Annotated in this window: 14 protein-coding genes; 5 read left to right on the plus strand and 9 right to left on the minus strand. The window is 62.6% G+C overall.

Going from position 1 to position 14,334, the window contains the following annotated elements; all coding sequences use genetic code 11:
• Positions 1-7: 7 nt before the first annotated feature.
• The 6 genes from ACM62G_RS04885 to pcaR form a co-directional block, all read right to left on the minus strand.
• A complete protein-coding gene (locus ACM62G_RS04885; protein ID WP_054057639.1) occupies positions 8-1,303 on the minus strand; it encodes an MFS family transporter in 1,296 nt (431 codons plus the stop codon).
• A 174-nt stretch (positions 1,304-1,477) separates the two neighbouring features.
• The gene (pcaF, locus tag ACM62G_RS04890) at positions 1,478-2,683 is read right to left on the minus strand and encodes a 3-oxoadipyl-CoA thiolase (protein WP_192842682.1); all 1,206 of its coding nucleotides are present in this window, start codon (positions 2,681-2,683) and stop codon (positions 1,478-1,480) included.
• Positions 2,680-3,462: a CoA-transferase subunit beta gene (locus ACM62G_RS04895; protein ID WP_193394249.1), complete on the minus strand. Its 783-nt coding sequence runs from the start codon at positions 3,460-3,462 to the stop codon at positions 2,680-2,682. The genes pcaF and ACM62G_RS04895 overlap by 4 nt, the downstream gene beginning before the upstream one ends.
• Positions 3,459-4,316 (minus strand): CoA transferase subunit A, encoded by an 858-nt coding sequence (locus ACM62G_RS04900; protein WP_419736781.1) that lies wholly within the window; start codon positions 4,314-4,316, stop codon positions 3,459-3,461. The genes ACM62G_RS04895 and ACM62G_RS04900 overlap by 4 nt, the downstream gene beginning before the upstream one ends.
• Before the next feature lie 176 nt (positions 4,317-4,492).
• Complete coding sequence (locus tag ACM62G_RS04905) at positions 4,493-5,839, minus strand: MFS transporter (RefSeq protein ID WP_054064824.1); 1,347 nt, start codon at positions 5,837-5,839, stop codon at positions 4,493-4,495.
• 296 nt (positions 5,840-6,135) lie between these two features.
• Positions 6,136-6,978 carry a pca regulon transcriptional regulator PcaR gene (pcaR, locus tag ACM62G_RS04910; protein WP_054057634.1) on the minus strand — a complete coding sequence of 281 codons (843 nt, stop codon included), beginning with the start codon at positions 6,976-6,978 and terminating at the stop codon, positions 6,136-6,138.
• Positions 6,979-7,573: 595 nt separating this feature from the next.
• Between pcaR and ACM62G_RS04915 the strand changes: the two genes are divergently transcribed.
• Both ACM62G_RS04915 and ACM62G_RS04920 read left to right on the plus strand, forming a co-directional pair.
• Entirely contained in the window at positions 7,574-7,789 is a 216-nt protein-coding gene (locus tag ACM62G_RS04915) for a hypothetical protein (RefSeq protein ID WP_081005909.1), read from the plus strand.
• 371 nt (positions 7,790-8,160) lie between these two features.
• Entirely contained in the window at positions 8,161-9,636 is a 1,476-nt protein-coding gene (locus ACM62G_RS04920) for an inorganic phosphate transporter (protein ID WP_054057632.1), read from the plus strand.
• Positions 9,637-10,599: 963 nt separating this feature from the next.
• Here ACM62G_RS04920 and ccoM read toward each other — a convergent pair.
• Positions 10,600-10,716: a cytochrome c oxidase subunit CcoM gene (gene ccoM, locus ACM62G_RS04925; protein ID WP_010449458.1), complete on the minus strand. Its 117-nt coding sequence runs from the start codon at positions 10,714-10,716 to the stop codon at positions 10,600-10,602.
• Positions 10,717-10,860: 144 nt separating this feature from the next.
• Positions 10,861-11,022: a hypothetical protein gene (locus ACM62G_RS04930; protein ID WP_192842680.1), complete on the minus strand. Its 162-nt coding sequence runs from the start codon at positions 11,020-11,022 to the stop codon at positions 10,861-10,863.
• Between the two features lie 174 nt (positions 11,023-11,196).
• Between ACM62G_RS04930 and ACM62G_RS04935 the strand changes: the two genes are divergently transcribed.
• From ACM62G_RS04935 to ACM62G_RS04945, 3 genes are all read left to right on the plus strand, one after another.
• Positions 11,197-12,069: a LysR substrate-binding domain-containing protein gene (locus ACM62G_RS04935; RefSeq protein ID WP_419736782.1), complete on the plus strand. Its 873-nt coding sequence runs from the start codon at positions 11,197-11,199 to the stop codon at positions 12,067-12,069.
• Positions 12,070-12,158: 89 nt separating this feature from the next.
• Positions 12,159-12,629, plus strand: coding sequence for a RidA family protein (locus ACM62G_RS04940; protein ID WP_273819551.1), 471 nt, complete (start codon positions 12,159-12,161; stop codon positions 12,627-12,629).
• Entirely contained in the window at positions 12,626-13,861 is a 1,236-nt protein-coding gene (locus ACM62G_RS04945; protein WP_419736783.1) for an aminotransferase class V-fold PLP-dependent enzyme, read from the plus strand. Before ACM62G_RS04940 ends, ACM62G_RS04945 begins: the two co-directional genes overlap by 4 nt.
• Here the strand turns inward: ACM62G_RS04945 and ACM62G_RS04950 are convergent.
• Complete coding sequence (locus tag ACM62G_RS04950) at positions 13,831-14,172, minus strand: hypothetical protein (RefSeq protein ID WP_054057628.1); 342 nt, start codon at positions 14,170-14,172, stop codon at positions 13,831-13,833. The two genes, ACM62G_RS04945 and ACM62G_RS04950, sit on opposite strands and share 31 nt — an antisense overlap.
• Between the last annotated feature and the right edge of the window lie 162 nt (positions 14,173-14,334).

Genomic DNA, 14,334 nt, shown 5'->3' on the forward strand with positions numbered 1-14,334 from the left:
AGGTCGATCAATGATCGTGGTGCAGATACGCCGCCTGTTTCGGCAGACGCAGGCTGAACAGGAAGGCGACCACCATCATGACGGTCACGTACCAGTAGAAGGCGTTCTCCATCCCCATCGATTTGAGGTTCAGCGCCACGTACTCCGCCGAACCGCCGAACACCGCGTTGGCCACCGCATAGGCCAGCCCCACCCCCAGCGCCCGCACCTGAACCGGGAACATCTCGGCTTTGACCAGGCCGCTGATCGAGGTGTAGAAGCTGACGATCGCCAGAGCCAGGCTGATCAGCACGAAGGCCAGGAACGGACTGGTGACGGTCTTCAGGGTCAGCAGGATCGGTACCGTGCACAGTGCCCCCAGGGCACCGAACCAGAGCATCGAGTTGCGCCGGCCGATCCGGTCCGAGAGCATGCCGAACACCGGTTGCAGGCACATGTAGAGGAACAGTGCGCCGGTCATCACGAAGCTCGCGGTCTTGGCGCTCATCCCGGCGGTGTTCACCAGGTACTTCTGCATGTAGGTGGTGAAGGTGTAGAAGATCAGCGAGCCGCCAGCGGTGTAGCCGAGCACGGTGACGAACGCCGCCTTGTGGTCACGGAACAGCGCCCGCAGGCTGCCGGCGTCCTTGTCCTGGCGGGTTTCCCTGCTGGTGGTTTCCTTCAGCGAACGACGCAGCAGCAACGAGATCACCGCAGCGACGGCGCCGATCACGAACGGGATGCGCCAACCCCAGGCCTTGAGTTCGGGTTCAGTGAGAAACTGTTGCAGGATCACCACCACCAGCACCGCCAGCAACTGGCCGCCGATCAGGGTCACGTACTGGAACGAGGCGAAGAAACCCCGCTGGCCACGCAACGCCACTTCACTCATGTAGGTCGCGGTGGTGCCGTACTCGCCACCCACCGACAGGCCCTGGAACAGCCGCGCCACCAGCAGCAGCGCCGGCGCCCAGGCGCCGATGCTGGCGTAGGTCGGCATGAAGGCGATGACCAGGGAGCCGCCGCACATCATCAGCACCGAGATCATCATCGAATTCTTGCGCCCGTGCTTGTCGGCCACCCGGCCGAACAGCCAGCCGCCGATGGGACGCATCAGGAAGCCGGCCGCAAACACACCGGCAGTGTTCAGCAACTGAACCGTCGGATCATCGGAAGGGAAAAAGGCGGGGGCGAAATAGATGGCACAGAAGGCATACACGTAGAAGTCGAACCATTCGACCAGGTTGCCCGAAGAAGCACCGACGATGGCAAAGATCCTTTTGCTACGTTCCTCACCGGTGTACGGCGTCGTTGTTGTTGTCATGTTCACTCACTCGTAAGGGATAGTTGCAGTCTAGACATACTTTGCAACAAGCCTGTTCCCCCGGCACACCAGACCTTTGTAGAAGCCTGCCTGCGGGCGATCAATACGACACGGAATCTCTGCTACACCCCATCGTCCTGATCACCAGCAAGCCGGTTCCTACAGAGGTGGGCTTCAGACCCGCTCGATAGCCAGCGCCAGGCCCTGGCCGACGCCGACGCACATGGTCGCCAGGCCCTTGCGGCCGCCGGTTTTTTCCAAGTGATGCAGCGCGGTCAATACCAGGCGTGCACCACTCATGCCCAGGGGATGGCCGAGGGCGATGGCACCGCCGTTCGGATTGACCTGGGCCGCATCGTCGGCGATCCCCAGCTCGCGCAACACCGCCAGACCCTGGCTGGCGAAGGCTTCGTTCAGTTCGATCACGTCGAACTCGCTCACCGCCAGCCCGAGGCGCTCGGTCAGCTTGCGCACCGCCGGCACCGGGCCGATGCCCATGACCCGCGGCGCCACCCCGGCACTGGCCATGCCGAGTACCCGCGCGCGGGCGGTCAGGCCATGCTTTTTCACCGCCTCGGCGGAGGCCAGGATCAGCGCCGCCGCGCCATCGTTGACACCGGAGGCGTTGCCGGCGGTGACGGTCTTGTCGGGACCGTTGACCGGCTTGAGTTTCGCCAGGGCCTCCAGGGTGGTATCGGCGCGCGGATGCTCATCCTGCTCGACCACGGTCTCGCCCTTCTTGTGGGCGATACGCACCGGCACGATCTCCTCGGCGAAGAACCCGGCGGCCTGGGCCGCGGCAGTCCGCTGCTGGCTGCGCAGGGCGAACGCGTCCTGGTCGGCGCGGGACACCCGGTAGTCGTCGGCGACGTTATCGGCGGTCTGTGGCATCGCATCGACCCCATACTGGGCCTTCATCAACGGGTTGATGAAGCGCCAGCCGATGGTGGTGTCTTCCAGTTTCATGTTGCGGGAAAACGCCGCATCGGCCTTGCCCATCACGAACGGAGCCCGGGACATCGACTCGACGCCACCGGCGATCGCCAGCTCCATTTCGCCGCTGGCGATGGCGCGGAAGGCATTGCCGATCGCTTCCATGCCCGAGGCACAGAGACGGTTGAGGGTCACGCCGGGAACGCTCTCCGGCAGCCCGGCCAGCAACAGGGCCATGCGCGCGACGTTGCGGTTGTCCTCGCCGGCCTGGTTGGCGCAGCCGAGGAACACCTCGTCGACCTCGCTCCAGTTCACCGACGGGTTGCGTTCCAGCAGCGCCTTGATCGGCACGGCGGCCAGGTCATCGGCACGCACACCGGCCAGGCCGCCGCCGAAACGGCCGATGGGGGTACGGACGGCGTCACAGATAAAGACTTCGCGCATCAGGCTTCTCCCGGGGCTTGGCCATGGGCCGCGGCAGTGCGGGCCTCAAGATCGCGCAGGGCGCTGAGCTCGACGTCGGTCGGCTCGGCGGTGCTGGCGACCTGCTCGGCGAACCGTACCGGCCAACCGGTGGCGGCAATCACCTGCTCACGGGTCACGCCCGGGTGCAGGGAGGTGACGACGAACTCGTGGGTCCCGGCTTCCGGTTCCATGATGCACAGGTCGGTGATGATGCCTACCGGACCGGCGCCCGGCAGACCGAGGCGCTGACGGGAATCGCCGCCCTCGCCGTGACCGACCGAGGTGACGAAGTCCAGCTTGTCGACGAAGGAGCGCGCCGACTGCTTGAGGATGATCAGCACGCTCTTCGCCGAACCGGCGATCTCCGGTGCGCCGCCAGCCCCGGGCAGACGGACCTTCGGCGAGAAGTAGTCACCCACCACCGTGGTGTTGATATTGCCGAAACGGTCGACCTGGGCCGCGCCGAGGAAACCGACATCGATGCGACCACCCTGCAGCCAGTAGCGAAAGATCTCGCCGGTCGGCACCACGGTATCGGCGGTTTCCGCCAGCTCACCGTCGCCGATGGACAACGGCAGCACGCTGGGCTTGGCGCCGATCGGGCCGGACTCGTAGATCAGCACCACATCCGGCGAGGACGTCAGGCGCGCCAGGTTGGCCGCCTTGGACGGCAGGCCGATGCCGACGAAACAGACCGAACCGTTCTTCAGGCGACGGGCGGCGGCAACGGTCATCATTTCATTGGTGGTGTAGGTCATTATTTTGCCTCCGAGGCTTGGGCCAGCTTGGCCCGGAACTCGGCGAAGTCCGCCGTGCCATGGATGTAGTCGGCGATCCAGGCGGTGAAGGTTTCACGGTCGCGGGCAATCGGATCCCAGGCCTGGTAGAAACGGTTGTCGCGCTCGCTGTAGCCATGGGCATAGGACGGGTGGGCGCCGCCCGGTACATGGCAGACCGCGCTGACGGCCCAGGTCGGCAGCACGCAGGCGTTCATCGGAGCCTGCAGATCGTCGACGATCTCCTCGACGGTGACGATGCAACGCCGGGCCGCCAGTACCGCTTCCTTCTGCACGCCGAGAATGCCCCACAGCAGGACGTTGCCCTTGCGGTCGGCCTTCTGCGCATGAATCACCGTGACATCGGGACGTACCGAAGGTACTGCGGCCAGCACTTCACCCGTGAACGGGCAGGTCACACTCCTGATCAGCGGGTTGACCTTCGGCAGGTCGGAGCCGGCGTAGGCACGCAGCACCGCGAATGGCAGGCCGGAAGCGCCGGCGACGTAGGCATTGGCCAGGTCGGCGTGGCTGTGCTCCTCGATTTCCAACGCGTGGGGCCACTGCTTCTCGACCGCATCGCGCAGGCGGTGCAGGGAACCGACACCCGGGTTGCCGCCCCAGGAAAACACCAGCTTGCGAGCACAACCGGCACCGATCAGTTGGTCGTAGATCAGGTCGGGGGTCATCCGCACCAGTGTCAGGTCTTTCTTGCCCTGACGAATGATTTCATGACCCGCCGCAGTCGGAATCAGGTGAGTGAAGCCTTCGAGCGCGACGGTATCGCCGTCATTGACGAATTGCTTCACCGCGTCATGCAGCGAAAGTATTTCAGCCATGGATACAGACTCCCGGTTTCAACAAGCCAGCTTGGAAGAAAAAGGCGCGAGGTCAGCGCCGGAGTGAAGCCAGATTAAGCCGGGGCTCGGCCCGCAAACAATCCGATAATCGCTTATGTGTTCGATAATCGAACCAATTGTTTGCAGGCTATCGACTCCCCCCACACCCGGTCGACTCAGGTCGCATCCGCGTGGCTGACCCGGCCCTTGATCAGCACGCCAGCCGTCGCCAGCGCCGCCGGTACCACCAGCACGGTCAGCACCTGCTCGAAGTTCCAGCCCATGCCCAACAGCGTAGCGCCCATCCAGGCGCCGAGAATCGCGCCAAAACGACCGATCCCGAGCATCCAGGACACACCCGTGGCCCGCCCCTGGGTCGGGTAGAAGCGTGCCGCCAGCGAAGGCATCGCCGATTGCGCGCCGTTCACGCACATGCCAGCCGCCAACACCAGGGTTCCCAGCAGGGCGATGTGGCCCAGGCTCTGGCCGACCGCGTAGGCAAAGATCCCGGCCAACAGGTAGAAAGTGCCGATGACCTTGTGCGGGTTGAAGCGGTCCATGGCCCAACCCACCCCGACCGCACTCAGCACCCCGCCGAACTGGAACAGGGCGCCAATGAACGCGGCCTGTTCCAGGCTCGCGCCGCTGTCACGCATCAGCGTCGGCAGCCAGCTGGTCAGCAGGTAGACGATCACCAGGCCCATGAAATAGGTCAGCCACAGCAGCAGGGTGCCGGCGCTGTAGGTGCCGGAGAAAATCACCGCCAGCACATTGCGCGCCTTGACTGTCTTCTGCTCCGGCACGCTGAAGCTCGCCGCCGCGGCCACCTGCTGTGGCGCGATCGGCGCCAGGGCCTTGCGTATCCTGTCCACGCCGCGGTTGCGCACCACCAGAAAACGCGCCGACTCCGGCAGCCAGAGCAACAACACCAGCACCAGCAACAGCGGCAGCAGCCCACCGATCAACAGCAAGCTGTGCCAGCCGAAGGCCGGGATCAGCTTGGCCGAGACGAAACCGCCACCGGCCATGCCCAGGTTGAAACCGCAGAACATGCTGGTCACCAGCAGCGACTTGTGCCGCTCCGGGGTGTATTCCGAGAGCAGCGTCGTGGCATTCGGCATGCCCGCGCCCAGACCCAGGCCGGTGAGGAAGCGCAGCACCAGCAACTGGTCGACGTTGCTGCTGTAGGCCGAGGCCAGGCTGAAGGCGCCGAACAGCAGAACCGCGCCCACCAGCACCACCTTGCGTCCGAAGCGGTCCGCCAGGGGGCCGGAACCGAGCGCGCCGAAGACCATGCCGATCAGCGCCGCACTCATCACCGGCCCGAGGCTGGCACGGTCGATGCCCCAGTCCTGGGACAGCGCCGGCGCGATGAAGCCCATGGCCGCCGTGTCCAGGCCATCGAGAAAAACGATCAGGAAACACAGGATCACCACCCGCCACTGGTACCTGGACAGCGGTTGGCTATTGATAAGGGACTGCACATCGAGGCAGTGACCGACAGTGGATTGAGGCTGGTTCATTATTTTTATTTCCACACAAGCGCGCAGACGAACAGGCGCCGACCGGGCCGGCGACGTTGGATGAAGCGGGTTGGTTCAGGCGTGCCGCGTCAGGACGGCGAACACGCGGGAGAGGTATCGGGAGAGATGTTCATGGCGGTCTGGCCTCTTCATTATTATTAGAGCGGCCCGGAGCGAGCCTTGCAGGCTCGTCAATTCAGGGCGCTGCCGCGACATTAATCAGCGGTATTCAACCGCGCAATTCGATAAACGCGTAACTGGGCGGTTATCGAACAGCTTTGCTGAGGAGCCGGCCATCAGGCGAACAGTTGGGCACTCAGGTCACGGCTGGCGGCGAGCATGTTTGGCAGGAAACGCTGCTCCAGCTCGCTGCGGCTGACACTGCCGGCATGGGTGCTGACGTTCAGGGCCGCGAGCACCTGGCCCGAGGCGTCGTAAACCGGTACGGCAATCGAACGCAGGCCCTGCTCCAGCTCCTGGTCGACGATGCACCAGCCCTGTCGACGCACCTGCTGCAGGCATTCGAGCAGCGCTTCGGGGGTATGCAGGGTACGGCTGGTCTTGGGCTGCAGGTCGGCATGTTCGAGGTAGTCCTGCAGCGACGCATCATCCAGCGCGGCCAGCAGGATCCGGCCCATCGAGGTGCAGTAGGCCGGCAGTCGCCCGCCGACGGACAGATCGACCGAGATCAGCTTCTGCGGCGTGGCCGAGCGGGCGATGTAAAGAATGTCGTCACCCTCGAGGGTGGCCATGTTGCAGGCCTCGTGGAGCTGCTCGCTCATGCGGTCCAGATAAGGCTGGGCCGACACCGCCAGAGGTGTCGAGGACAGATAGGCATGCCCCAGGGTGAGCACCTTGGGCAACAGCGAATAGGTGCGCCCGTCGGTGGTGGCATAGCCGAGCTTGATCAGTGTATGCAGGCAACGTCGCACGGCCGCCCGGGGAATCTCCGTGCGGTGGCTGATCTGCGCGATGGTCAGGTGCCGCTTGCGCTCCTGGAACGCCTGCACCACCGCCAGGCCACGGGCCAGCGACGTCATGAAATCCGGGTCGCCGGTAAAGGCCTGAATCCGCTTGGCGGGCGAGGCGACGATAGGCGGCGCGACGGAATTGAAGGCAGTACGCAGTGGGTCGTTCATTCCAGGTCCTTGTTCACACTGTCAGCCGCTATTACAGGCCGCCGACAGCCGATAGACAAGCCATGCAGGCCCTACATTGTGCGATTATCGAACATACGGCCGATAATCGCAATTGACCTGGGCGGTCCCGAGGCTTATAACGTTGCCTTGCCGCTCTGCGATTCCCGGCATACTGGTCAGGTACCCACCGGGGAACTCACCGGCACGGCCTTACCCACGAAGTAAGGCCGTTCTCCCCTCCCCCCTTTGCATTGCTGGTGATACAAACTTCCCTATACAACTGTTATTATCCAGCCAATTAGCGGTATCAAAAACTTCCAGCGAAAGTTTGCCGCCGGGAAACAGGCAGCACTTGCCCAAGCCCTCAAGTTACAGTTCAAAACTCCTACGTGACAAAGCCCCTGGACAAAGTTGACGGGCTCTCCCCTCTTCGCGGTAATATTGTTCAAACCGACCGATATACTCTACGTACGCTGCGTGCCATCAGGCGCCCTCGTAGCCGTGGGAGCCGGGCTCAGCCCTGTCAGGCAAGTCCATCCCGCGCGGTCGTGTTTACAGAGACGGAAAAACCCTTCAATTCAAATTAGGTAACACTGTGACGAAAGACGAACTGCGCGCGGAACTTGAGCGCCAGGAACAACGTTACAAGGATGTTTACGGCGGAGAAGTCACCACCTACGCCGCGCAACCCGAACCGGAACGCAAACCCTGGCGTAAACGGGCCAGTCTTCGCGACCAGGCCTTTAGCCAGGAACTGCAAAAGATGGAACAGGAACTCAAGGCGCAACAGGCCCAGGCGACTCAGCCTTGACACCGTGAGGCTTGCCTCCTGCAGCCTGTCATCCTACCCGGATCCTGCCAGGCTCCCGCATGTCAACGGCTTGCGCTATCCGCGACGAGCCCTGGAAGCCGCCCCACCCAACGGGCTGATTGACGCCAGGCAGGTCCTCACACAGAAATTTCATACAGCCGTTTCGGCCCAGAAGCCCTGCGCCGAAACCTCGCGTTTTCCCGATATTTCCAATGAAATCAGAAGCTTGCCAGAGCCCCGGAAAACCTGGGTTTGCAGGGTTTCCTACATTTTTTTTCATTGAAGAATGTTACCGATGGGCAGCTAGTGCATCGATTAGCGGGCTTTTCTGGCATAATCGCGCCCCCTTATGACCGGGTCAGAAAACCTACATGATCGATTTATTCAGCGGACTGGATGCTTGGGTCCTCGTGAGCCTGCTGCTCGCCCTGGCCTTTGTCCTCAGCTTCGAGTTCATCAACGGCTTTCATGACACCGCTAACGCGGTGGCCACAGTGATCTACACCAAAGCGATGCCGCCCCATCTCGCGGTGTTCTCCTCCGGTGTATTCAATTTCCTCGGGGTTCTGCTCGGCGGGGTCGGCGTTGCCTATGCCATCGTCCACCTGTTGCCGGTGGAACTGCTGATCAACGTCAACACCGGACATGGCCTGGCCATGGTGTTCTCGCTGCTGGCTGCGGCCATCACCTGGAACCTGGGAACCTGGTATTTCGGCATTCCGGCCTCGAGTTCCCACACCCTGATCGGTTCGATCCTCGGTGTCGGCCTGGCCAATGCCCTGCTCAACGACATTCCGTTAGGCGACGGGGTCAACTGGCAGAAAGCGATCGATATCGGTGCCTCGCTGGTGTTCTCGCCGCTGGCCGGCATGCTGGTGGCAGGCCTGGTTCTGGTCGCTCTGAAGTGGTGGCGTCCGAAGTCGAAGATGCACAAGACGCCGGAACAGCGCCGCAAGATCGACGACAAGAAGCACCCTCCGTTCTGGAATCGCATGGTACTGGTGGTTTCGGCCATGGCCGTGAGCTTCGTGCACGGCTCCAACGACGGTCAGAAAGGTATTGGCCTGATCATGCTGGTGCTGATCGGTATCGTGCCGGCGCAGTTCGTACTCGACCTGAGCACCACCACCTACCAGATCGAACGCACCCGCGACGCTACCCTGCACCTGAGCCAGTTCTACCAGCGCAACAGCGCCACCCTGAGCGAGTTCCTGGCACTGGGCAAGAGCGTGCAGGACGACCTGCCGGGCAAGTTCAGCTGCAATCCGCAGCAGACCGAACCGACCATCGCCGCGCTGCTGAACGATCTCAAGGGCGTCAACGACTACCATTCGCTGGCACCTGAAAAGCGTATCGAAGTGCGCCGCTACCTGCTCTGCCTCGACGACACCGCGAAAAAGGTCGGCAAGCTGCCGGGCCTGGACGCGCGCGAGAAGGCGGACCTGGAAAAACTGCGCAAGGACCTGACCGCCACGACCGAATACGCACCGTTCTGGGTGATTCTGGCGGTGGCCCTGGCCCTTGGCCTGGGGACCATGGTCGGCTGGAAACGGGTGGTGCTGACCATTGGCGAGAAGATCGGCAAGCAGGGCATGACCTATGCCCAGGGCATGTCGGCCCAGATCACCACGGCCGGGATGATCGGCCTGGCGAACATCTTCGCGCTGCCGGTTTCGACGACCCACGTGCTGTCGTCGGGTGTGGCGGGGACCATGCTGGCGAACAAGAGCGGGCTGCAGAGCAGCACGATCAAGACCATTCTGCTGGCCTGGGTACTGACCTTGCCGGCGACCGTCGGCTTGTCTGCCGGTTTGTTCTGGCTCGCTTCGAAGATTATCGGCAGTTGAGTTGACTGCCGTGATCTAAAAATAAAGGTGCAGCCTTTGGGGTGCGCCTTTTTTTTCGTCTTGATGTTTGTATGTAGTGTTTAACTTTGAGGTGAGTGTACATATCCGTTTGCGCGTTTAACTGATGTTACGGTTTCGCCCCTTACGGGCGAGTTACTTTTTTTCAGACGCCAAAAAAAGTAACCAAAAAACGCTGCCCCTCCATTGGCCCCTCGCTACGCGAGGGGTTCCCTCATTCCACCCTCGCTCCGTGGGTCGCGCCGCATGGGCATCCATGCCCATCGGCGCTAACTCGGCATCCATGCCGAGTTCCCCACTACACGAGGGCTCCATTCGGCCTGCTGGGAACGGGGCCGGTAGAGCAAGAGCAAGAGCAAGAGCAAGAGCAAGAGCAAGAGCAAGAGCAAGAGCAAGAGCAAGAGCAAGAGCAAGAGCTAAAGAGCTTCGCGGGCAAGCCCGGCTCCTACAAGTTTGCGTCGTACACAGAGGCTGCATACGACACCCATCTGTAGGAGCCGGGCTTGCCCGCGAAGAGGCCATTGAAGTCGCCGAAAAACTTCCAGATTCCCCCTCTGCTTTTGATCTTGCTTTTGATCTACCGGCCCCGTTCCCAGCCGGCTGAGTGGAGGTTCTGTTTCGAGAATCGCCCGGCAGGGATGCCGGGCGAGCCGTGTTGGGCCATGGATGGCCCGTCACGGCGTGCTCTCGAAACAGGACCGGAGCGAAGGAACCCTCGCGCAGCGAGGGCCAATGGAGGGGCAAGCGTTTTTTGGTTACTTTTTTTGGCGTCTGAAAAAAAGTAACTCGCCCGTAAGGGGCGAAACCGTAACATCAGTTAAACGCGCAAACGGATATGTACACCCAGTAACAATTACTCCCCCCCAAAAAGCCCAAAAACGCGAGACAAAAAAAGGGCGACCGAAGTCGCCCAAAATGCCTTGCGTGCTCGTTCTCTGAAAAGACCTAAGGTTTCTTCCTCTTATGTGAGTCTTTCCAGATAAAAAATCCAAAACCGCCGAGGAACACCACCATGAGGCCAACCGTCAGCACTCCGGCAATTACCACGTTATCGAAAAACATGACTGGCCTCCTGCACTCGCCCTGTTGCGATGTGGCTAAGTTACCCAAATGGGCACGGAGGAAAATTGACCGGCGTCAATGCCGCCCGGAACCGGGCGCGGGGAAAGGAAATTAACTGACTTGCATCAAGTTTCAGCGCAGATATCAGCGCTTTTTCGGCTTGTTCTTCGGCTTTTTCCTGCCCTTGCCCAACGGCATCGCCTGCTCGAAGGCCTGGCGTACTTCATTCAGGCGTTTCTCGTTCAGGTCATGGACACGCTTGGCCCGTTCCGCATTCAGGTCGATCAACTTGTCGTCTTGGCTCATGATCACTACATCGCTATCGGTCGAATTCAGCCAGGCTCGCCCCCGGCTCACGCAATACCCCCATAATGCGGGCAAGCGTCGGCGCTGACCAGCCGGGAAATGATCGAGCTATGTCCGCCATGCCCGTTTGCGCGCAAAATCGCCCACTCAGTATGGCTACCAAGGATCGTTGAAGTGACACTGCCCAAGGACCTCCCCCCGCTCATGGCCCTGCGCGCCTTCGAATCGGTGGCCCGCCACCTGAGCTTCATCAAGGCCGCCGATGAGCTGTCGGTCAGCCAGAGCGCGGTAAGCCATCAGATCCACAAGCTTGAGCAGTACCTCGACCAGCGCCTGTTCATCCGCAGGACCCGTGCCATCGACCTCAGCGACGCCGGCAGCCGCTATTACCAGCAGATCCGCCCGGCCCTGGAACAGATCGCCGAAGCCAGTCGACAACTGCGCGCACCGACATCCCCACGGGTGCTGCGGATCGGCCTGCTGGCGTCTTTCGCCACGCTCTGGCTGGCACCGCGCCTGACCGACTTCATTACCCGCCACCCGCACATCCAGGTTGCCCTGGAGCCGTCGATCCAGCTCGCCGATGTCGCCGGCGCCCAGGTCGACCTCGCCATCCGCTACGGCAAGGGCGGCTGGCCGGATGTCGATGCCAAGCGGCTGATGAGCGAACGCCTGTTCCCCGTCTGCAGCCCGGCCTTCAAGGCCGCATCCCACGGGCCGGGCCCGTTGCTGATGGCCCAGGCCCGGCAACCCTTCGAATGGATCGATTGGGCCCGGCACCATCATTTCGATCTGCAGCGCTACCCCACGGCCATGCTCCATGACTACAACATCGTGGTCGAAGCCGCCATCGCCGGCCAGGGTATCGCCATGGGCCGCCAGCGCCTGATCGATCGCCGGCTCAAGGACGGCTCGCTGGTACCGGCATTCGACAGCCCCCCTTATGAGAGCGAGATCGGCTATTGGCTGATCAAACCCAACACCGCGCTCTGCGCGGAAGCCGAAATCTTCTGCACCTGGTTGATGGAACAATGCGCGGACACATGAGCCAATCAGATACGTCCGATTTAATCTATCCGTTTGTCGGCCAATTCCGCGCCGAGCATGCTGAAACCTTCTTCAAGGAGGTTTCCCCCATGAGCAATTCCCTGTCAGATCGCGTCAGTCAACTGGGCCTGAACCTGCCGCAGCCCAGTCAGCCGATTGCCAACTATGTGAATTACGTAATCAGCAACAACCAGCTGTTCATCTCCGGGCAGATCCCCCTGCAGGATGGTCAGCCCGCCGGCATTGGCCGCCTGGGCGATACCCTGGGCGAAGAGGAAGGCGCCAGGGCAGCGGAGCTGGCGGCCCTCGGCCTGCTGGCGCAATTGCGTCACGCCATCGACGACAACCTGTCGAAGCTGGTGCGCATCGTCCGCCTCGGCGTCTTCGTTGCCGCCAGCCCGGACTTCAAACGCCAGGGCGTTGTGGCGAACGGCGCATCCAACCTGCTGGTCAACGTGCTGGGTGAAAAAGGTCGGCACGCCCGGACCGCGATCGGCGTATCGAGCCTGCCCAGTGGCGTCGCCGTGGAAATCGACGCGATCTTCGAGCTGCAGCCATGATCGTCGACGATTGGTCGGAAAGCGAAATCGCCCACCTGCGTGCCGCGACTCCCGGCTGCTCGCGGGTGATCCATTTCAATCACGCCGGCGCCTCGCTCCCCAGCCAGGCCACCCTGGAGGCAATGACCGCCCAGTTGCGACTCGAGGCAGGCATCGGCCCGATGGAGGCTGGCCCCGAGGGCGCGCGACTGGAGGAGGAAGCCCGCCAGGCTGCCGCCGAGCTGCTCAACACCAGCGTCCAGAGCATCGCCTTTGCCGGCAGCGGCTCAGCCGCCTGGGGCCAGGCCTTCGCCGCACTGGGCCCCTGGCGTGCCGGCGACCGGATCCTGGTCGGGCGTCATGAATGGGCCGGCAACCTGGCCTGCATGGCCGAAGCGGTCAAGGCCGGCGCTCGTCTGGAAGTGATCCCCTGCGATGAAACCGGTGCGGTGTCGGTCTCTTCCCTGGAACAGATGATCGACGCCCGCGTGCGCCTGATCGCCCTGACCTGGCTACCGGCCAATGGCGGCCTGATCAACCCCGCCGAGGCCATCGGCCAGGTGGCGCGACGCCATGGCATCGCCTATTTCATCGACGCCGGACAGGCTCTCGGCCAACTGCCGTGCGATGTCCAGGCCCTGGCCTGCGACGTGCTCAAGGGTGCCGCCCGCAAGTTTCTCCGGGGCCCACGAGGTACCGCGCTGCTGTATGTGCGCGAAGGCTTTCTCGAACAACTGACCCCCCGCTACCTCGATGTGTCATCCGCGCCCTGGGACGATCACGGCTTCACCCTGCGCAACGATGCCCGCCGCTTCGAAACCAGCGAGCGCTCGCTGGTGTTGATGGCCGGCCTGGCCAATGCGCTGAAGGAGGCCAATCAGTTGGGTATCGCGCGTATTCGCGGCAGGATTCAGCGGTTGGCGACAGGATTGCGCGAAGCCTTGCGCAAGATCCCCGGGCTGGAACTGCACGACCTGGGCCTGCCCGGACAGCAGTCGGGCCTGATTGCGTTCACTCTGGAAGGATGGGATGCCTTGGCGCTGAAACAACGGCTGGCCGAAAGCGCTATCAACATCGGTGCCAACGGCACCGCCTACACGCCTCTGGACATGCAGGCCCGCGAACTGCCGGCGATTGCCCGGGTCGCGGTGAGCTATCTCAATACCGAACAGGAGATCGGCTTGCTGCTGGAGGCCCTTGGGCAACTGGCCGAAGAGCGCCGTCAGACCTCGACGTCGACCAGCAGGCCCTGACGCGGCTGCTCTTCCATCAATGCGACCACCGGTACGGTGTTGTCGGCGTTCAATTCGTCGCCCGGCACCGCCAGGTGCAACTGCGGATCATCCTCGGCCTCACGCCGGCGTTGCTGCTGTTGCTGCTGGCGCCGCTGTTCCTCGCGCAACTGCCACGCGGCCTCTTCCGGGTCGCGCTTCTGCAGGTCGATGGTGCTTTCATTGGAGCTTTCCTGCACGGGCACCACAGGCGGGATATCCGGTCGCGGTCGGATCGGGTCCTGCTGGGAAGTGACCGGCACGGCACTCAGGGGTAACATCGGTGGCAGCATGATTTCTTCTCCTGTCGGCAGGCTTTCGGCGGCGGCTCCCGTGACTTGAGCCGTCAGTCGCGAAACTGTGACCCGGTTATCGCTAAAGGGTGCAATACGCTCCGACGAACGTCATGCTCAACGACCTTTCAGCCTGGGTCGGTGTACTTTCTCGGATCAGTC

The sequence above is a fragment of the Pseudomonas sp. COR18 genome (genome assembly GCF_048568395.1).
GTDB lineage: Bacteria > Pseudomonadota > Gammaproteobacteria > Pseudomonadales > Pseudomonadaceae > Aquipseudomonas > Aquipseudomonas fuscovaginae_B.